The organism is Burkholderia arboris (genome assembly GCF_902499125.1).
In the GTDB taxonomy this organism is placed as follows: domain Bacteria; phylum Pseudomonadota; class Gammaproteobacteria; order Burkholderiales; family Burkholderiaceae; genus Burkholderia; species Burkholderia arboris.
The window spans coordinates 1-18084 of sequence record NZ_CABVPX010000044.1; the positions used below are offsets into that span (position 1 = coordinate 1).

General features: G+C 67.8%; 15 protein-coding genes. 5 read left to right on the forward strand and 10 right to left on the reverse strand.

Annotation, left to right across the window (positions count from 1 at the left end):
• Nucleotides 1-239 precede the first annotated feature (239 nt).
• Together BLA15945_RS34335 and BLA15945_RS34340 are read left to right on the forward strand one after the other, a co-directional pair.
• On the forward strand, nt 240-1790 hold the full coding sequence (locus BLA15945_RS34335; protein ID WP_059233117.1) for a S41 family peptidase: 1551 nt from the start codon (nt 240-242) through the stop codon (nt 1788-1790).
• Between the two features lie 105 nt (nt 1791-1895).
• The gene (locus BLA15945_RS34340; RefSeq protein ID WP_059233116.1) at nt 1896-2648 is read left to right on the forward strand and encodes a HesA/MoeB/ThiF family protein; all 753 of its coding nucleotides are present in this window, start codon (nt 1896-1898) and stop codon (nt 2646-2648) included.
• A 68-nt stretch (nt 2649-2716) separates the two neighbouring features.
• On the opposite strand, the gene ptsP is transcribed toward BLA15945_RS34340, so the two are convergent.
• The 7 genes from ptsP to BLA15945_RS34375 form a co-directional block, all read right to left on the reverse strand.
• On the reverse strand, nt 2717-4489 hold the full coding sequence (gene ptsP / locus BLA15945_RS34345; protein WP_059236597.1) for a phosphoenolpyruvate--protein phosphotransferase: 1773 nt from the start codon (nt 4487-4489) through the stop codon (nt 2717-2719).
• 201 nt (nt 4490-4690) lie between these two features.
• Nucleotides 4691-4960, reverse strand: a complete 270-nt coding sequence (locus tag BLA15945_RS34350; protein ID WP_059233115.1) for an HPr family phosphocarrier protein — start codon at nt 4958-4960, stop codon at nt 4691-4693.
• Between the two features lie 73 nt (nt 4961-5033).
• The gene (locus tag BLA15945_RS34355; protein WP_059233114.1) at nt 5034-5504 is read right to left on the reverse strand and encodes a PTS sugar transporter subunit IIA; all 471 of its coding nucleotides are present in this window, start codon (nt 5502-5504) and stop codon (nt 5034-5036) included.
• Nucleotides 5505-5734: 230 nt separating this feature from the next.
• Complete coding sequence (gshB, locus tag BLA15945_RS34360; protein WP_059233113.1) at nt 5735-6691, reverse strand: glutathione synthase; 957 nt, start codon at nt 6689-6691, stop codon at nt 5735-5737.
• 27 nt (nt 6692-6718) lie between these two features.
• A complete protein-coding gene (gshA, locus tag BLA15945_RS34365) occupies nt 6719-8008 on the reverse strand; it encodes a glutamate--cysteine ligase (RefSeq protein WP_006477713.1) in 1290 nt (429 codons plus the stop codon).
• Between the two features lie 244 nt (nt 8009-8252).
• On the reverse strand, nt 8253-9749 hold the full coding sequence (locus tag BLA15945_RS34370; RefSeq protein WP_174994449.1) for an ammonium transporter: 1497 nt from the start codon (nt 9747-9749) through the stop codon (nt 8253-8255).
• A gap of 37 nt (nt 9750-9786) precedes the next feature.
• On the reverse strand, nt 9787-10125 hold the full coding sequence (locus BLA15945_RS34375; RefSeq protein WP_038711752.1) for a P-II family nitrogen regulator: 339 nt from the start codon (nt 10123-10125) through the stop codon (nt 9787-9789).
• 355 nt (nt 10126-10480) lie between these two features.
• Here BLA15945_RS34375 and BLA15945_RS34380 point away from each other — a divergent pair, with 355 nt between their 5' ends.
• Together BLA15945_RS34380 and BLA15945_RS34385 are read left to right on the forward strand one after the other, a co-directional pair.
• Nucleotides 10481-10732, forward strand: a complete 252-nt coding sequence (locus BLA15945_RS34380) for an accessory factor UbiK family protein (protein ID WP_006489451.1) — start codon at nt 10481-10483, stop codon at nt 10730-10732.
• A gap of 279 nt (nt 10733-11011) precedes the next feature.
• Nucleotides 11012-12610 carry a YifB family Mg chelatase-like AAA ATPase gene (locus BLA15945_RS34385; protein WP_174994450.1) on the forward strand — a complete coding sequence of 533 codons (1599 nt, stop codon included), beginning with the start codon at nt 11012-11014 and terminating at the stop codon, nt 12608-12610.
• Nucleotides 12611-12943: 333 nt separating this feature from the next.
• On the opposite strand, the gene BLA15945_RS34390 is transcribed toward BLA15945_RS34385, so the two are convergent.
• On the reverse strand, nt 12944-13516 hold the full coding sequence (locus tag BLA15945_RS34390; RefSeq protein WP_059233110.1) for a hypothetical protein: 573 nt from the start codon (nt 13514-13516) through the stop codon (nt 12944-12946).
• A gap of 162 nt (nt 13517-13678) precedes the next feature.
• Here BLA15945_RS34390 and BLA15945_RS34395 point away from each other — a divergent pair, with 162 nt between their 5' ends.
• On the forward strand, nt 13679-14215 hold the full coding sequence (locus BLA15945_RS34395) for a peroxiredoxin family protein (RefSeq protein WP_174994451.1): 537 nt from the start codon (nt 13679-13681) through the stop codon (nt 14213-14215).
• A gap of 97 nt (nt 14216-14312) precedes the next feature.
• On the opposite strand, the gene BLA15945_RS34400 is transcribed toward BLA15945_RS34395, so the two are convergent.
• Both BLA15945_RS34400 and BLA15945_RS34405 read right to left on the reverse strand, forming a co-directional pair.
• Nucleotides 14313-15668, reverse strand: a complete 1356-nt coding sequence (locus tag BLA15945_RS34400; RefSeq protein ID WP_059233108.1) for a sigma-54-dependent transcriptional regulator — start codon at nt 15666-15668, stop codon at nt 14313-14315.
• A gap of 343 nt (nt 15669-16011) precedes the next feature.
• Complete coding sequence (locus tag BLA15945_RS34405; RefSeq protein WP_233464359.1) at nt 16012-18081, reverse strand: sensor histidine kinase; 2070 nt, start codon at nt 18079-18081, stop codon at nt 16012-16014.
• Nucleotides 18082-18084 lie beyond the last annotated feature (3 nt).

The following is an 18084-nucleotide window of genomic DNA, read 5'->3' on the forward strand; positions in this document are numbered from 1 at the left end:
CGCGCCGCGTCCGGCGCGGCGTGCCCGGCCGCGGCCCGCCCCCCGCGCGAACCTTCGCGGCCCCGCTGCTGTCGAATCCGCTTTCGAACCCGCAGTGCGGCCGGCGGTGCCTTGCCGGGCCGGCTCCGGGCCCTGTTCGACGCTTTTCGCGCCGTTCCACTGAGTGATCGGACGAACAGTTATACTTGTCCGCTACATCCCCGCTACCGCCACGCGCTTCCCGACCGCACCAGATCTCTATGCGAATGAAATTGAAGAACATCGGCCTGATTGCCGCGGGCCTCGCCACGGGCGTATTCGCCACGCTGCAGGTTTCCGCATCGGCCGAGCAGACCGCCACGGCGCCGCTTCCCCTCGACCAGCTCCGCCTGTTCGCGGAAGTCTTCGGCCAGATCAAGCGCGAGTACGTCGAACCGGTCGACGACAAGAAGCTGCTGACGGCGGCGATCAAGGGCATGGTGTCGAGCCTCGACCCGCACTCGTCGTTCCTCGACAAGACCGACTATGACGAGCTGCAGGAGCAGACGAAGGGCCGCTTCGCGGGTCTCGGCATCGAGATCTCGCAGGAAGACGGCCTCGTCAAGGTGATCTCGCCGATCGAAGATACCCCCGCGTTCCGCGCCGGCATCCGTCCGGGCGACCTGATCACCCGCATCAACGACAAGCCGGTGCGCGGCATGACGCTCGACAAGGCCGTCAAGCAGATGCGCGGCGAGCCGGGCACCAAGGTCACGCTGACGATCTTCCGCAAGAGCGACGACCGCACGTTCCCGGTCACGGTCACGCGCGCGATCATCAAGGTCCAGAGCGTGAAGATGAAGATCCTCGATCCGGGCTACGCGTATGTCCGCATCACGAGCTTCCAGGAGCGCACGACGCCTGACCTCGCGGCGAAGCTGCAGGACATCGCGCGCCAGCAGCCGAACCTGAAGGGCCTCGTCCTCGACCTGCGCAACAACGGCGGCGGCCTGCTGCAGAGCGCGGTCGGCGTGGCCGGCGCGTTCCTGCCGCCCGACTCGGTCGTCGTGTCGACCAACGGCCAGATCCCCGATTCGAAGCAGGTCTACCGCGATACGTACGACAACTATCGCCTGCCTTCTTTCGACGGCGATCCGCTGAAGAACCTGCCGCCGGTGTTCAAGACCGTGCCGATGATCGTGCTGACGAACGCCTATTCGGCGTCCGCGTCCGAAATCGTCGCCGGTGCGCTGCAGGATTCGAAGCGCGCGCAGATCATGGGCAAGACGACGTTCGGCAAGGGTTCGGTGCAGACGGTCCGCCCGATGACGGCCGACACCGCGCTGCGCCTGACCACCGCGTACTACTACACGCCGAGCGGCCGTTCGATCCAGAACAAGGGCATCACGCCGGACGTGCCGGTCGATCAGTACGCAGACGGCGATCCGGACGACGTGCTCGTGACGCGTGAGGTCGACTACACGAACCACCTCGCGAACACGCAGGACCCGAACGAGAAGAAGGAACAGGAAGAGCGCGAGCAGCGCCGGATGGATCAGCTGCGCGTCCTCGAAGAGCAGAACGACAAGAAGACGCCGGAGCAGCGCCAGAAGGATCGTGATCGCAAGCCGATCGAGTTCGGCAGCACCGACGACTTCATGATGCAGCAGGCGCTCAACAAGCTCGAAGGCAAGCCGGTCCAGGAATCGAAGTCGCTGCTCGCCGAGAGCACGACGAAGAGCCCGGCCGGCAAGGCCGCTGCGGCCTCGAAGGCATCGGCCGCAAGCGCAAAGCCGGCGTCCGCACCGAAGCCCGCGTCGGCGCCGAAGTAAGCGCCGGCCGGCATCCGACGGGCCATCGCGGGAAGACCGCGATGGCCCGTTTTTCATGCGCGCCTAAAATAACGACACGTCCGCCCGCCTCGCCCACGACTCCCCATGAACGACGATCAACTCCTGCGCTACTCCCGACACATCCTCGTCGACGAAATCGGCATCGAGGCGCAGCAGCGCTTTCTCGATGCGCATGCGATCGTCGTCGGCGCGGGCGGCCTCGGCTCGCCCGCCGCGATGTACCTCGCGGCCTCGGGCGTCGGCACGATCACGCTCGTCGATGCCGACACGGTCGACCTCACGAACCTGCAGCGGCAAATCCTGCACGTGACGGCATCGGTCGGCCGCAGCAAGGTCGAATCGGGGCGCGACGCGCTCGCGCAACTGAATCCCGGCGTGACGGTGCATGCGGTCGCGGAGCGCGTCGACGATGCCTGGCTCGATGCGCACGTGCCGCGCGCGACCGTCGTGCTCGACTGCACCGACAACTTCGCGACGCGCCACGCGATCAACCGCGCGTGCGTCGCGCACGGCGTGCCGCTCGTGTCGGGCGCCGCGCTGCGTTTCGACGGCCAGATCAGCACGTTCGACTTCCGCGATCCGGCCGCGCCCTGCTATGCGTGCGTGTTCCCGGAAGACCAGCCGTTCGAGGAAGTCGCATGCGCGACGATGGGCGTGTTCGCCCCGACGGTCGGCATCATCGGCGCGATGCAGGCGGCCGAAGCGCTGCGCGTGATCGGCGGCATCGGCAAGACGCTCAACGGGCGGCTGATGATGCTCGATTCGCTGCGGATGGAATGGACCACGATGAAAATCGCGCGCCAGGCCGACTGCCCCGTGTGCGGGGGCCGGCACTGACGCGCGGCGGGCATGCGCCGGGCGGCGCATGCGTGACACTTCACTACAGTTAGCGGCGGCTTGAACGCCTACGCAGCCGCATCCGCACGCGGCTCGGCGACCGACAACCGCTGCAGCGCCGCCTGCACCTCTTCGGGCTCGAACGCGGCCAGCACGTCGGCCGTCGGCTTCTCGAGCGCCTTCAGATGCGCGCGCAGGATCTCCTGCTTCACGACGAGCAGCTGGCTCGGGTGCATCGAGAACTCGGTGAGCCCCATCCCGAGCAACAGACGCGTGAGCGCCGGATCGCCGGCCATCTCCCCGCACACCGACACCGACACGCCCGCGCGTTTCGCTTCGCGCAGCGTATAGGCAATCAGGTGCAGCACGGCCGGATGCAGCGGGTCGTACAGGTGCGCGACCGCGTTGTCGGCGCGGTCGATCGCGAGCGTGTACTGGATCAGGTCGTTCGTGCCGATCGACAGGAAATCGAACCGCTTCAGGAACAGCGGCAGCGCGATCGCGGCGGCCGGAATCTCGATCATCGCGCCGATGCGCACGTTCGGATCGTAGGCGAGCCCCGCGTCGTCGAGCTGGCGCTTCGCCTCGCGGATCAGGTCGAGCGTCTGGTCGATCTCCTGCGCGTGCGCGAGCATCGGGATCAGGATCTTCACCTGGCCGAACGCGGACGCGCGCAGGATCGCGCGCAGCTGCGTGAGGAACATCTGCGGCTCGGACAGGCTCCAGCGGATCGCACGCAGGCCGAGCGCCGGGTTCGGCGCCGTTTCATAGCCTTCGTCGAGCGCCTCGAGCGGCTTGTCCGCGCCGACGTCGATCGTGCGGATCGTCACCGGCATGCCCTTCATCCACTCGACGGCACGCTTGTACGCGGCGAACTGCTCCTCCTCTTCCGGCATCTCCTTCTGATGCATGAACAGGAACTCGGAGCGGAACAGGCCGACGCCGACCGCGCCGGCCTCGACGGCCGCCTTCGCGTCGTCGGGCAGCTCGATGTTCGCGTACAGCTCGATCTTGGTGCCGCACAACGTTTGCGTCGGCGAGAACTTGAGACGCTGCAGCTTGCGTTGCTCCAGCTGCTTCTCGGACTGGCGGTACGAATATTCCTCGAGGACGATCGGCGCGGGATCGACGATCACGATGCCCTGGTCGCCGTCGACGATGATCAGATCGTCCTGACGGATCAGCGCGCTCGCGTGCTGCACGCCGACCGCGGCCGGAATGCCGAGGCTGCGCGCGACGATCGCCGTGTGCGACGTGCGCCCGCCGAGATCGGTGACGAACGCCTGGAACGACTGCGTCTTGAACTGCATCATGTCGGCCGGCGCGATGTCGTGCGCGACGACGATCATCTCGTTCGTGCCGTTCTTGGCCGCGCGGTCGAGTGCCTGCGACGCGGACGGCGCGCCGGCGAGCGCCTTCAGCACGCGCTCGACCACCTGCTCGATGTCGGCCTTGCGCTCGCGCAGGTATTCGTCCTCGATGTCGTCGAAGTGGCGCGTGAGCAGTTCGAGCTGCTCGGTCAGCGCCCATTCGACGTTGTAGCGGCGCGCGCGGATCAGATCGATGGTTTCCTGGACGAGCATTTCGTCGCTCAGGATCATCGCGTGAACGTCGATGAATGCGCCGACTTCGCTCGGGGTGTCGTCGGTCAGGTCGGCGCGCAGCGCTTCGAGTTCGTGATGCACGACGTCGAGCGCCGTGCGGAATCGCTCGACCTCGGCGTCGATCTGGTTGGCCTCGACCAGGTAATGGGCGACGTCGAGCGCCGCCGGCGCGATCAGATACGCTCGCCCGATCGCGATACCACGTGAGACGGGAATGCCATGCAGCGTGAAGGACACGCGCACCTCCTCTGTACAAGTAAAGCCGCGGCACACTGCTGCGATGCGCTTATGACCCCGGTTAGCGATTATAAATTCCGCGACTCCCCGCTGACTGCATGCACCGCAGCATTGCGCATTCCGCATCAATGCTTCCGACGAAAAAAATGCCGCGAAATCCGCGGCATTCTGACTGGAAACGGCAACGATCCCGCGTGGCGATCACTGTCCTTCGCCGAACTTGTCGGCGATCAGCTTCAGCAGCGCGTCCATCGCCTCCTGCTCGTCGGCCCCTTCGGTCTCGATCGTCACGGTGCTGCCGATGCCGGCCGCCAGCATCATCACGCCCATGATGCTCTTCGCATTGATCTTGCGCCCGTTGCGCGTCATCCAGACTTCCGACTGGAAGTTGCCGGCCAGTTGCGTAAGCTTGGCCGATGCGCGCGCATGGAGCCCCAATTTATTGACGATGGTGGTTTCTTGTTGAAGCATGATTCTCGGTCGGGTCGGTCGGGGCCGCCGGCGGCGCGCGTCGGCGGTGCTGTCTAAAACGGAAAACGGGCAATCAGTGCGATTCGGTGCGCGGCTGCGGTTCGGGCGGAATCGGCGCGCACTGGCCGCAGCCGGTTTCCGTCGGCGGCGGCGGCGTGCCGGACGATACCTCGTGGACGCCCTTCGCGCCGCCGGACAGCGCCTTGTCGACCAGCTTGTCGAGCGGCACGGTGCGGTAGCAGACGGCCCGTACGAGCATCGGCAGGTTCACGCCCGCCAGCACGCGCACGTTGTCGATTTTCGCGAGCTGGCCGGCGATGTTCGCGGGCGTCGCGCCGTACATGTCGGTCAGCACGATCACGCCGTTCTCTTCCTTGAGCCGCGCGAGTTCCGCGTGCGCGAACGCCATCACCTGGGCCGGATCGTTGTCCGCCATCACGTCGATACAGCCGATGCGGGCGGGCACGCCGCCGTAGATGTGCGCGATGCAGTCCCGCAGCGCGGTGGCGAGCGGAGCGTGCGCGATGATCAGGATCCCGGCCATGTCAGATCGCTCCCGGCCGCCCCTGGCGGGCCGATACCCCGCGGCGGGGCAATGAGCGTAGCGAGTGTGGGAAACGTTTCATGTTCAGCCTTGCAACAGTATCGGCCCGACCGCCGGGCCTTCGGTGCGCCGATCACGGCACCGGGCAGCGGGCATTGTAGCAGGCCGGTCAAGCTGCTCCGGCGACGGGGGACCTGCGCGGCCGCCGCCGGGGTTGCGCGGGATGCGGCCTAGGCGGCCGCACGCTCCAGCGCGTCGATGAACATCGCGGCGACGTCGAAGCCCGTTTGCTCCATGATCTCGCGGAAGCACGTCGGACTCGTGACGTTCACCTCGGTCAGCCAGTCGCCGATCGCATCGAGGCCGACCAGCAGCAGCCCGCGCGACGCGAGCACCGGGCCGAGCGTGTCGGCGATCTCGCGATCGCGGGCCGTCAGCGGCTGCGCGACACCCAGGCCGCCGGCCGCCAGATTGCCGCGCACCTCGCTGCCCTGCGGAATCCGCGCGAGCGAATACGGCACCGGCTCGCCGCCGATCAGCAGGATACGCTTGTCGCCGGCCTTGATCTCGGGGATGAACTTCTGCGCCATCACGGAGCGCGTGCCGTCGTGGCTCAGCATCTCGACGATCGAACCGAGGTTCATGCCGTCCGGCTTCACGCGGAACACGCCCATCCCGCCCATCCCGTCGAGCGGCTTCAGGATCACGTCGCCATGCTCGGCGTGGAACGCGCGCAGCCGTTTCGCGTCGCGCGTGACCAGTGTCGGCGCGACGAACTGCGGAAACTCGCCGATCGCAAGCTTCTCCGAATGGTCGCGGATCGACTGCGCCTTGTTGAACACGCGGGCGCCCGCGCGCTCGGCCAGCTCGAGCAGCCAGGTCGACGTCACGTACTCCATGTCGAACGGCGGATCCTTGCGCATCAGCACCGCGCCGAACGATTCGAGGCGGCGCGCGTCGACCGGGCCCGCTTCGAACCACGTCTCGCGATGCAGGTCGTCCAGCTCGCCGACGAACGTGATGCGCCGCACGTCGGCCTCGACCGAGGTGCCCGTCCACGCGAGGTGGTTCGGCTCGCACGCGTACACCGCATGCCCGCGGCGCGCGGCCTCGGCCATCATCGCGTAGGTCGAATCCTTGTAGATCTTGAAGCGCTCGAGCGGGTCGGCGATAAAGAGAATGTCCATGCGGGTCCTGTACGTAGCGAAGGTCCGTTACACCTGGATGGCTTCGGGATCGGTCTTTTCCAGTTCGATCGACGACGCGATCAGCGACAGCCGCGCGACAACGCCGTACATGTAGAAACGGTTCGGCGGCGCGGCACCCGGCTTCGCGCCGGCATCCGGCAGCGCGGTGTGCTCGAAGCCGAGCGGCACGTAGTGCATGCCGGGCGCGTTCAGGTTCTGGTCGCGCTCGCGGCCGCCGTGCGTGCGGTAGAAACCGCCGACCACGTAGCGGTCGATCATGTACACGACCGGCTCCGCGACTTCGTCGCCGACGCGCTCGAACGTGTAGACGCCCTCCTGCACGATCACGTCGCGCACCGCGAGGCCGGCCTTCGACTCGGCCATCTGCGCGCGCTCGGCCTTCGTCATGCGGCCGATCTCGGCCGCATCGTGCACGGTCATCACGCCGCGCCCTGCGGTGCCCGCGTCGGCCTTCACGACGACATACGGCTTCTCGCTGATCCCGTATTCGCGATACTTGCGCGCGATCTTCTTCAGCACGCCGTCGATTGCGTCGGCGAGCGCCTGCTCGCCTTCATGCGCCTGCCAGTCGACGCCTTCCACGTGCGCGAAATAGGGATTCACCATCCACGGATCGACGCCGACCATCTTCGCGAACTTCTTCGCGACGTCGTCGTAGCACGAGAAGTGCGTCGACTTGCGGCGCACGGCCCAGCCCGCGTGCAGCGGCGGCAGCAGGTACTGCTCGTGCAGGTTTTCCAGCACGGCCGGAATGCCGGCCGACAGGTCGTTGTTCAGCAGGATCGAGCACGGATCGAAATTCTTCAGGCCGAGGCGGCGCTGCGAACGCTCGAGCGGTTCGAGCACGATCTTCTGGCCGTCGGCCAGCGTGATCGGCGTCATGTCGGTGATGCTCGGGTCGAGCGAGCCGAAGCGCACGTTCAGGCCGGCCTGGCGCATGATCGTCGCGAGGCGCGCGACGTTTTCGAGGTAGAACGCGTTGCGGGTCGGCAGCTCGGGAATCACGAGCAGGTTCTTCGCGTCCGGGCAGATCTTCTCGATCGCGGCCATCGCGGCCTGCACGGCAAGCGGCAGCACTTCGGACGGCAGATTGTTGAATGCGCCGGGAAACAGGTTCGCGTCGACGGGGGCCAGCTTGAAGCCGGCGTTGCGCAGGTCCACCGAACAATAGAACGGCGGGGTGTGTTCCTGCCATTCGAGCCTGAACCAGCGTTCGATCGCAGGCGTCGCGTCGAGGATCTTCTGCTCGAGTTCGAGCAGCGGACCGTTCAACGCGGTAACGAGGTGGGGAACCATGAATCACTCGCGAGCGGGAGAATGAAGATTGTAGAGCAATTGCCCTGCCCATTTGGGGATTGTTCCCGGCTTCGCAAGGGTTTCGAGGAAGATTTCGGCTATTGACCCGATAGCGCGCAGGGTTATGCGCTCCGGCAGTGGATGGCAGGAGAAAAAAAGCCCGCCGGGTGGGGCGGGCCGAAGTCGCTGCGCTCATTCGTGACGGGCGCCGTCTGCGCGGCGGCCCGCCGTTCATCCTTATGACTTATTCGACGTGCTCGCCGTGCAGGACCACGTCGAGGCCTTCGCGCTCTTCCTCTTCGGACACGCGCAGGCCGATCGTCAGGTCGATCAGTTTCAGCAGCACGAAGCTCAGCACGCCGCTGTAGACCAGCGTGATCAGCACGCCCTTCGCCTGCAGCAGCAGGCTGCCGTCGGCGCCGCCGATGTCCTTGACCGCGAATACGCCTGTCAGCAGCGCACCGAGAATCCCGCCCACGCCGTGCACGCCGAACGCATCGAGCGAATCGTCGTAGCCGAGCTTCGACTTGAGCCACGTCGCCGACCAGAAGCACACGACGCCGGCAGCGATGCCGATCACGAGTGCGCCCGTCACGCCGACGAAGCCGGCGGCCGGCGTGATCGCGACGAGACCCGCGACCGCGCCCGACACGATGCCGAGCACCGACGGCTTGCCGTGCGTGAGCCATTCGGCAAACATCCAGCCGAGCGCCGCGCAGGCCGTCGCGACTTGCGTCGTCAGCATCGCGAAACCGGCGCGGCCGTCGGCCGCGACCGCGGAACCCGCGTTGAAGCCGAACCAGCCGACCCACAGCATCGAGCCGCCGATCATCGTCAGCACGAGGTTGTGCGGCGCCATCGATTCACGGCCGAAGCCGACGCGCTTGCCGAGCATCAGGCACGACACGAGGCCAGCGATACCGGCGTTGATGTGCACGACGGTGCCGCCCGCGAAATCGAGCACGCCGTCCGACGACAGCCAGCCGGTCGGCTCCCACACCATGTGCGCGATCGGCACATAGACGATCAGCGACCAGAGCGTCATGAACACGAGCATCGCCGAGAACTTCATCCGGTCGGCGAACGCGCCGCAGATCAGGGCCGGCGTGATGATCGCGAACGTCATCTGGTAGACGAAGTAGACCGATTCCGGAATCGTCGTCGCGAGATGGCTGACCGTCAGCGTCGTCGCCTTGTCACCCTTCACGTACGTCATCCCGTGCAGGAACGCGCGCGACAGGCCGCCGATGAAGCCGTTGCCGGGCGTGAACGCGAGGCTGTAGCCGACCACCGTCCACAGCACCGTGATCACCGCGGTGATCGCGAAGCTCTGCATCACCGTCGCGAGCACGTTCTTCTTGCGGACCATGCCCGCGTAGAACAGCGCGAGGCCGGGGATCGTCATGAACAGCACGAGCGCGGTCGACGTCAGCATCCACGCGGTGTCGCCCGCGCTGATCTTCGACGAATCGACCGAGAACGGCTCGGTCGGCGCAGCCGGTGCGGCCGGCGCGGAGGCGGCGGCGGCCGAAGCGTCGGCGGCGCCCGAAGCCGGTGCGGCGAATGCGGCGGTGGCGGACGGCGCCGACGCAGCCGGAGCGGCGGCAGCCGAGGCGTCGGAAGCGGTGGCGGCGGGCGCGGACGCAGCCGCGGCGGACGCCGCGTCGTCGGCGAGCGCGGGGCCGACGCCGGCCGCGATCAGCGAGCCGGCCATCAGCAGGGACATCAGAAGTTTGCGCATCTTGGGTTTCCTCTTGTCGCTTGTCTTGTCTGTTCTGTTACAGCGCGTCAGCGCCGGTCTCCCCGGTGCGAATCCGGATCACCTGCTCAATCTGCGTCACGAAGATCTTGCCGTCGCCGATCTTGCCGGTGCGCGCGGCCCGCTCGATCGCTTCCACCGCCTGGTCGACGAGATCGTCGGACACGGCCGCCTCGATCTTCATCTTCGGCAGGAAATCGACCACGTATTCGGCGCCGCGGTACAGCTCGGTGTGCCCTTTCTGGCGCCCGAACCCTTTCACCTCCGTCACCGTGATGCCCGAGACGCCAAGCGCCGACAGCGCCTCGCGCGTCTCATCGAGCTTGAACGGCTTGATGATTGCGGTAATGAGTTTCATGAAGTCCTCTCGCTGGGTTGTCCCGTCGAATTGGTTGGAATGTTGTAACGGACTCTTCTCAGCAACTCGCATGCCATGTTGGCCCGAGACCCGTGTCGAATGGCTCCGGAACGGGGTCGCATCCCGTGATGTAAGGTGCAGAAGCCCGGCCGAATGGCCAACGTGGCCCGGTTTGCTGGCGCGGCGAAAGGAACGTTGCTAGAGTGCACGCACGTCCCGGATTGCCGGGCCATTCACCCATGCGGGCGCCATGCCCGGAATTCGCGCCCCCGGCGCACCATTTCCGGTCATGCGTGCATCATGGGCACGTACGCAACTGAAGATGCACATTTTTTGTGCAAGGAAGGGGAATCACATGAAGCAACCCAGCGACGTTTTCAACGATCTGCAGTCGCGCGTCAGCGACCTGCTGAAAAACTCGCCGGCCAAGGACGTCGAGCGCAACGTGAAGGCCATGCTGTCGCAAGGCTTCTCGAAGCTCGATCTCGTCACGCGCGAGGAATTCGACACGCAGGCCCAAGTGCTCGCCCGCACCCGCGTGCGCCTCGAGGAACTCGAAAAGCGCGTCGCGGAACTCGAGCAGAAGCTCGCCGCGCCGCAAGCCTGACGCGCCGCCCGGCCCAAGGTCCGGGCGCGGGCCGCCTCGTGCAGCCCGCGCCCGCCGCCCCGAAGGTGTTCCGCCGCTCCCCGTAGTCCGTCGTTCTTCGCAGCCCCCCGCTCTTCGCCGTCCATCGCTCTTCGCAGTTCGTCGCTCTTCGCAGTTCGTCGTTCCGCAGTCCTTCGTTCTTTCCCCGCGCCACGCCGGCACGCGCGCACCGATTTCTCCGATTCCCGCGGCATGCGGCCCCGAACGGCCGTCGTCCGTCTGTCATGCAGGAGCCTCGCCATGTCGCTTGCCGTGGTGCGCAGTCGCGCACCCGCCTCCGGCCGCGCGCCGGACGTTACCGTCGAAGTCCATCTCGCCAACGGGCTGCCCTCGTTCTCGATCGTCGGCCTGCCCGATCTCGAAGTCCGCGAAAGCCGCGAGCGCGTGCGCGCCGCGCTGCAGAACTGCGGATTCGAATTCCCGGTGCGCCGGATCACCGTCAACCTCGCGCCGGCCGACCTGCCGAAGGAATCGGGCCGGTTCGATTTGCCGATCGCGCTCGGCATCCTTGCCGCGAACGGCCAGATTCCGGCCGACGCGCTGGCCGGCCGCGAATTCGCGGGCGAGCTGTCGCTGACGGGCGCGCTGCGGCCGATGCGCGGCGCGTTCGCAATGGCGTGCGGCGCCGCGCGGGACTGGCGCGCAGGGGAAACCGGATCGGAATTCGGCTCGGGCCCGGAGGCCGTCGCGATGCCGGGTTCCGCGGCGGCATCACGCGCGCCCGAGCTATACCTGCCGTTCGACAGTGCTGCCGAGGCCGCGCTCGTACCGGGCGTGACCGTGTTCGGGGCGCGCGACCTGCCCGCGCTGTGCGCGCACCTCGCCGATGCGCCGGACGGGCGGCTCACGCCGGTCGCGGCGCCGTGCCTCGACGGCCTGCCGGCGCCGGCGGCACCCGACCTCGCCGAGGTGGTCGGCCAGCGCGGCGCCCGGCGCGCGCTCGAAGTCGCCGCCGCGGGCGGTCATCACATGCTGATGGTCGGGCCGCCGGGAGCCGGCAAGTCGATGCTGGCCGCGCGGCTGGCTGGCCTCCTGCCGCCCCTGACCGACGACGAGGCGTTGACTTCGGCGGCGCTCCTGTCCGCGAGCCGCCTCGGCTTCTCGCCCGCGCAGTGGCGCCGGCGGCCGTTCCGTTCGCCGCATCACTCGTCGAGCGCCGCCGCGCTGGTCGGCGGCCGCAACCCGCCGCAGCCGGGGGAAATCACGCTCGCGCACCTCGGCGTCCTGTTTCTCGACGAGCTGCCGGAATTCGACCGGCACGTGCTGGAAATGCTGCGCGAGCCGCTGGAAGCCGGCCGCATCACGATCTCGCGCGCGGCCCAGCAGGCCGATTTCCCGGCCGCGTGCCAGCTGATCGCCGCGATGAATCCGTGCCCGTGCGGCTGGCACGGCGATCCGTCCGGGCGCTGCCGCTGCTCGCCGGACGTCGCCGCGCGCTATCTGCGCAAGCTGTCGGGGCCGCTGCTCGATCGCATCGACATCCAGATCGACCTGCCCGCGCTGTCGCCGGCCGAACTCGCGTCGCGCACGACGGCGCCCGGCGAGCCGAGCGCGGCGGTGGCCGCGCGCGTCGCGCAGGCGCGCGCGCTGCAGCTCGGCCGGCAGGGCAAGACGAATCACATGCTGAGCGGCCGCGAGACCGACGACCTGTGCCGGCCGACCGACGAAGGCGAGCGGTTGTTGCGCGAGGCCGGCGAGCGTTTCGGCTGGTCGGCGCGTGCGTATTTCCGCGTGCTGAAAGTGGCGCGGACGATCGCCGACCTGGCCGGCGACCCGCTGCCGACGGCCGCGCAGATCGCCGAAGCGATCCGCTACCGGCGCGCGCTCACGGCGCTCTGAGCGCCCTCGGAGGACAAAATCCGGCTGTCAAGACTTGACTTATGCACAATTTCGCGAATCCGGCCCCGGATCGCGACTCGCCGCGGCCTTTGCGCGACGGAATCCGCATCTCGTTGTTTTCATTGATTTTTCTCAAACGGCGAGCGAGCGGCCAAACGGGCCGGAAGGCCGTCCGGCATGGCTCAGCGGGAAATCCGGACAACTTTTCAACAAAGTTATCCACATGCGCTGTGGATAGCCGAAAAAACCTCGCAAAATCCGGTCACTAGCGTCGAAAGCTGCGAATGAACTTTCAATTGTCACAGTATGTCCGAGCGCCGTCGCCGGCCGTAATCAATCGAGTTTGAACGAGCCGAAAAACTGGTCGAGCTGCTCCTGCGCGAGCGGCCCGTCGGCGATCACGACGGCCTGGTACGCATGCCGGCCGCGCGCGGCGAGCCGCGCGACGATCGTCTTGCGTGCGCGATCGCCGCCGGCGGCCGCCCCGGCGATGCGCAGCTCGAGCCCGTTCACCGCGCCGCCGGCCGCGAGCGGCACCGGCACCGACGCCGTCTGCGGCGCGCCTTCGAGGTTGCGCGACAGCCCGGCGCGCAGGAATTCGAGCGCGGCGCGGCGTGTGTCGTCGCGGTCGTCAGGCAGCGTCAGCGTGCCGACCGCGAACACCGCGCCGTCGACGTGCGCGGCCTGCATCCGCATCGGCATCGTCGTGCCGCCGATCGCCACCGGCTGCTCCTCGACGGTCGGCTTCGCCGGCAGGTCGATCGTGTAGCCGGCGTCGTTGTGCAACGTGCGCCAGTCGAACGACGGCGAGCACGCCACCAGCGTGGCGCTCACGCAAGCGAGCGCGGCGAAGTGTCGCAGCGGGCGAAAAAGGGGGCGCAACGAATCGATGACTTCCTTCGGCATGGCGTGGATCGCGGCAGGCAAAAACGGGCATTATCCGCCGAACCTGAAAACCGGGATGCGTGGTGGCCGCCGGTGCGCGCGCCGCATTCGCGCTAAAATAAGCGCCGAATTTCGACGTCCTTTGCATCGACCCGCGTCATCGACCGACTCCGAGAGCACCAGATGAACACCACGCCTCCCGCCCGCCGCAGTGCCGGCCCCGTCCGCTACATCGTCGCGGCTGCCGTCGTCGCGGCCATCGCCGTCGCCGGCTTCTTCGCGTTCAACGGCAAGTCCAGCGTGCCGGACGCGACGTTCACGCTGCTGTCGGGCCAGAAGGTCTCGACCGCCGGCGACCTGAAGGGCAAGGTCTATCTCGTGAACTTCTGGGCGACGAGCTGCGCGACCTGCATGCAGGAAATGCCGCAGATGGTCGATACCTACAATCGCTTCAAGGGTCAGGGTCTGGAATTCGTCGCAGTCGCGATGAACTACGATCCGCCGATGTACGTCGCGAACTATGCGCAGACGCGCCAGCTGCCGTTCAAGGTCGCGCTCGACGACGGCAGCGTCGCGAAGCAGTTCGGCAACGTGCAGCTCACGCCGACGACCTTCGTCGTCGACAAGGACGGCAAGATCCTGAAGCGCTATGTCGGCGCGCCGCAGTTCGCGGAACTCGACGCACTGCTCAAGAAGGCGCTCGACGGCAACGCGGCCTGAGCGCCGCCAGATCCGGCTCGAAGGGCCGCCCGCCGCGCCCTTCCCGCACCAACGGACCGTACGACCGGACAACCCGGTTCTACGGTCCGTTTGCTTTTCAGCGCTCGGTTTCGCCTTTCGCCGACAGCCCGTAGCGTTTCATCTTCTCGTACAGCGTCGCCTTGCCGACATGCAGCCGGTCGGCCGTCGCGGCGACCGCGCCACCCGTCTGGTTCAGCGCCTCGGCAATCACCGCGCGCTCGAATTGCTCGATGCGCTCCTTCAGCGTCTGGTCGTTGTCCGCGTCGTCGCCGCCCGCGCCCGTTTCCTGCGGCATGTCGGCCACGCCGAGCACGAAGCGGTCGGCCGCGTTGTGCAGCTCGCGCACGTTGCCGGGCCAGTCGCGCTGCATCAGGCTCGCACGCTGCCGGTCGGTCAGCACCGGCGCGGGCCGCCCGTAGCGCACGGCCGCATCGAGCATGAAGTGCTCGAACAGCGGCACGATGTCCTCGCGGCGTTCGGCGAGCGGCGGCAGCGCGATCGTCACGACGTTGAGCCGGTACAGCAGGTCGCGCCGGAACGTGCCGGCCGCGACGAGCTCGCTCATGTCGCCCTTCGCGGCCGCGACGACGCGGCAGTTCACGCGGATCGGCTGATTCGAGCCGAGCCGCTCCAGCACGCCGTCCTGCAGCACGCGCAGCAGCTTCACCTGCAGCGCGAGCGGCATGCTTTCGATTTCATCGAGGAACAGCGTGCCGCCGGACGCGTATTCGAGCTTGCCGACGCGCCGCTTCGCGGCGCCCGTGAATGCGCCGGGCTCGTAGCCGAACATTTCCGATTCGAACATCGGCTCGGGCAGCGCGCCGCAATTCACCGCGATAAACGGCTTGTCGCGGCGCGGCGACAGCTCGTGCAGGCTGCGCGCGATCAGTTCCTTGCCGGCGCCCGTGTCGCCGTTGATCAGCACCGACGCATCGGTCGGCGCGACGTTCGCGATCAGCTTGCGCACCTGCTCGATCGCGGGGCTGCGGCCGATGATGCGCGGTGCGACGACGTTCTGCCCGGCCAGCTCGCGCCGCAGCGCGTGGTTCTCGAGCACCAGCTCGCGGCGCTCGAGCGCGCGGCGCACCGTCTCGATCAGGCGCTCGGCCGCGAACGGTTTTTCGATGAAATCGTACGCGCCGTCGCGCATCGCCTGCACGGCCATCGAGATGTCGCCGTGACCGGTGACGAGAATCACCGGCACGTCGGGCACGCGCTCGCGGCACTGCGCGAGCACGTCGAGCCCGCTCGCGCCGGGCAGCCGGATGTCGCTGACGATCGCGCCGGCGGTGTCCGCGACGATCGCCTTCTCGGCCGCCTCGGCCGACTCGAAGCCGGCGACGTCGAAGCCCGCCAGTTGAAGGCTCTGCACGCTCGCCCGGCGAACGAGCGCATCGTCTTCGATATAGATCACTTGCAGCCGGTTGGCCATCGTACTCACTTGCTCCTGACAAGCCGCGCGGCGGTCTCGCGCGCGGCTGCGTTGATGCCGGTCGTGCACCGGCCGGGCCTGCGACGGGTCTGGGGCCGGTTCACGCCAATAACGGGCTTGCGCTGTCCACCGGAAGGGCCGAGCGCAAGGAATACGACGAAGCGAACACTCGACGTATTCGCGAGGAGTATGACGCAGCGATCGGCCCTTCTGGCGGACAGCCCCACGAACGACGCTTTCCAAACAGCGGAACGAGCCTTTCCGCCCGCATTGCGGCGTCGTTCGTCGCTTGTCCCCCAAGGGGACTTCCTTCGGGGCGTTTGGCTCGGCCAAACAACGCCCCTCACTCCTTGCACTGCGAGCGGAAAGGCTCGTTCGCAAGCCCGCCATCCGCGTGAACAGTCCCTGGCGAACCCGCCGGCTCGGATACGGAGTCCGGATGATGCGTGCGTGCGCGCCGCAGCGTCAAGACGAACAGCGCACCGCCCGACGGCGCATTGCGCGCGGTCAGCGCGCCGCCCGCGTCGCTCGCGATCGACGACGAGATGGCGAGGCCGAGCCCGAGCCCGCGCCCCATTTCCTTCGTCGTGAAGAACGGTTCGAACAGACGGGGCAGCAGGTCGGGCGCAATGCCGGAGCCGTTGTCGCGCACTTCGACCGCGAGCGTCGCGGCCGACACCGCGATCGTCACTTCGATCGCCGGCGCCGCGACGCCGGCCACCGCGTCGAGCGCGTTGCCGAGCAGGTTGATCAGCACCTGTTCGAGGCGCAAATCCTCGCAGCGTGCAACGAGCGCCGGATAGTCGCGCGCGAGGTCGAGCGGCTCATCGTGCGCGGGCGACACGGTTGCATCCTGCAGCGTCAGCGTGAGCGCGACGCCGCCCAGGCGCTCGCCGAGCAGCGACAGCACGCTGCGCAGCGCGCGCACGACGAGCGCCCGCTCGTTGCGCGGCTTCGCGCGGCCGACGAACAGCTTCAGCTGGTTCGTGATCTTGCCCATCCGCTCGGTGAGCGCCGCGATCGCCTCGAGGTTCTCGCGCGCGGCCGCCTGCTCGCCCCGGTCGAGCAACACGCGCGTGTTGTCCGAGAAGCTGCGCAGCGCCGCGAGCGGCTGGTTCAGTTCATGCGTGATGCCGGCCGCCATCTGGCCGAGCGCGGCGAGTTTGCTCGCCTGGATCAGTTCGTCGTGCGCGGCGCGCAGCTCCTGCTCCGCGTGGATCCGGTCTCCGACTTCCTTCTGCAACTGCTCGTTCGCTTCCGACAGGTCGGCCGTACGCTCCTCGACGCGCCGGTTCAACTCCGCGTACGCCTGCTGCAGCAGTGCGCGGCCGCGGATCATTTCGCGCACGCGCGCGCGGCGCATCCGCCAGTAGAACGCGAGCAGCGCGACCGACACGAAGCCGAAGCCCGTGACGATCGTCGCGTTGCGCGCATCGGTGTCGACGGGCGCGATCGGCGCGAGCGTGACAAGCAGCCAGTCGGGCTCGCCGATCCGGCGCTTGCTGGCGAGGAAGCGCGGCGCGCGCCGGCCCGGGCCGAGGCGCACGATCTCCGCATCGGCGCCGAGCGTCTGCTCGATGCGCAGCGGCAGCGGCGTGACCGGTTGCTGCGCGTACTGGCGCGTCTCGTAGATCGACGCGGCAACGGGGCCCGTGAGCGGACGCAGCGTGTGGTACTTCCATGCGGGCACCGACGACAGGAACACGACGCCGTGATCGTCCGCGACGACGAGCGGCTCGGACGCATCGGCGCCCTGGAACCATTCGAGGTTGAGCTTCACGACGACGACACCCGCGATCTTGCCGTCGCGCCACACGGGCTGCGAGATGTAGTAGCCGGGGTCGCGCGAGATCGTGCCGATCCCGAAGAAGCGGCCGACCTGGCCGTTCATCGCATCGACGAAATACGGGCGGAAGCGGTATTCGATCCCGACGAAGCTGTCGGGCGCGCGCCAGTTGCTGGCGGCGACGCACAGGCCGTCCGCGCCGATCACATAGGTGACGGTCGCGTGCGCGTGTTCGTTGAGATCTTCGAGATAGCGGTTGACGCGCGCGGTGTAATCGCCGCGCTTCGGCTCGGCGAGCAGGTCCTGCACGTACGGATGGCTGCCGAGCAGATAAGGCAGCGATTCGTAGCGATCGAGCGTGCTCTTGAGCGCGTTGGTGGTGCGGTCGACGCGCACCGCGGCATTGCGCTGCAGCTCGGCGACGCCGCGCCGCCAGGTGATCGTCCACGTCAGCGCGCACGCCGCGACGAGCGCGGCGGCTAGCACGACGAGGATGAACAGGCGGCGCGTCACGGTCGTGGCTTCCTGGCGATGCGGATCGCCTATTGTGTCATAGGCCTCCGCATCCCCGCGCCGATCGCCGCGTGCCGCGCTGCCGGCGGACGGCGCCGCCGCCTGCTCCTTCATGAC

What these genes read in the sequence shown, in the direction of transcription:
- BLA15945_RS34335 (WP_059233117.1), top strand. Translation starts at nt 240, where the DNA reads ATGCGAATGAAATTGAAGAACATCGGCCTGATTGCCGCGGGCCTCGCC.
- BLA15945_RS34340 (WP_059233116.1), top strand. Translation starts at nt 1,896, where the DNA reads ATGAACGACGATCAACTCCTGCGCTACTCCCGACACATCCTCGTCGAC.
- BLA15945_RS34350 (WP_059233115.1), bottom strand. Translation starts at nt 4,960, where the DNA reads ATGCTTCAACAAGAAACCACCATCGTCAATAAATTGGGGCTCCATGCG.
- BLA15945_RS34355 (WP_059233114.1), bottom strand. Translation starts at nt 5,504, where the DNA reads ATGGCCGGGATCCTGATCATCGCGCACGCTCCGCTCGCCACCGCGCTG.
- gshB (WP_059233113.1), bottom strand. Translation starts at nt 6,691, where the DNA reads ATGGACATTCTCTTTATCGCCGACCCGCTCGAGCGCTTCAAGATCTAC.
- gshA (WP_006477713.1), bottom strand. Translation starts at nt 8,008, where the DNA reads ATGGTTCCCCACCTCGTTACCGCGTTGAACGGTCCGCTGCTCGAACTC.
- BLA15945_RS34370 (WP_174994449.1), bottom strand. Translation starts at nt 9,749, where the DNA reads ATGCGCAAACTTCTGATGTCCCTGCTGATGGCCGGCTCGCTGATCGCG.
- BLA15945_RS34375 (WP_038711752.1), bottom strand. Translation starts at nt 10,125, where the DNA reads ATGAAACTCATTACCGCAATCATCAAGCCGTTCAAGCTCGATGAGACG.
- BLA15945_RS34380 (WP_006489451.1), top strand. Translation starts at nt 10,481, where the DNA reads ATGAAGCAACCCAGCGACGTTTTCAACGATCTGCAGTCGCGCGTCAGC.
- BLA15945_RS34385 (WP_174994450.1), top strand. Translation starts at nt 11,012, where the DNA reads ATGTCGCTTGCCGTGGTGCGCAGTCGCGCACCCGCCTCCGGCCGCGCG.
- BLA15945_RS34390 (WP_059233110.1), bottom strand. Translation starts at nt 13,516, where the DNA reads ATGCCGAAGGAAGTCATCGATTCGTTGCGCCCCCTTTTTCGCCCGCTG.
- BLA15945_RS34395 (WP_174994451.1), top strand. Translation starts at nt 13,679, where the DNA reads ATGAACACCACGCCTCCCGCCCGCCGCAGTGCCGGCCCCGTCCGCTAC.
- BLA15945_RS34400 (WP_059233108.1), bottom strand. Translation starts at nt 15,668, where the DNA reads ATGGCCAACCGGCTGCAAGTGATCTATATCGAAGACGATGCGCTCGTT.
- BLA15945_RS34405 (WP_233464359.1), bottom strand. Translation starts at nt 18,081, where the DNA reads ATGAAGGAGCAGGCGGCGGCGCCGTCCGCCGGCAGCGCGGCACGCGGC.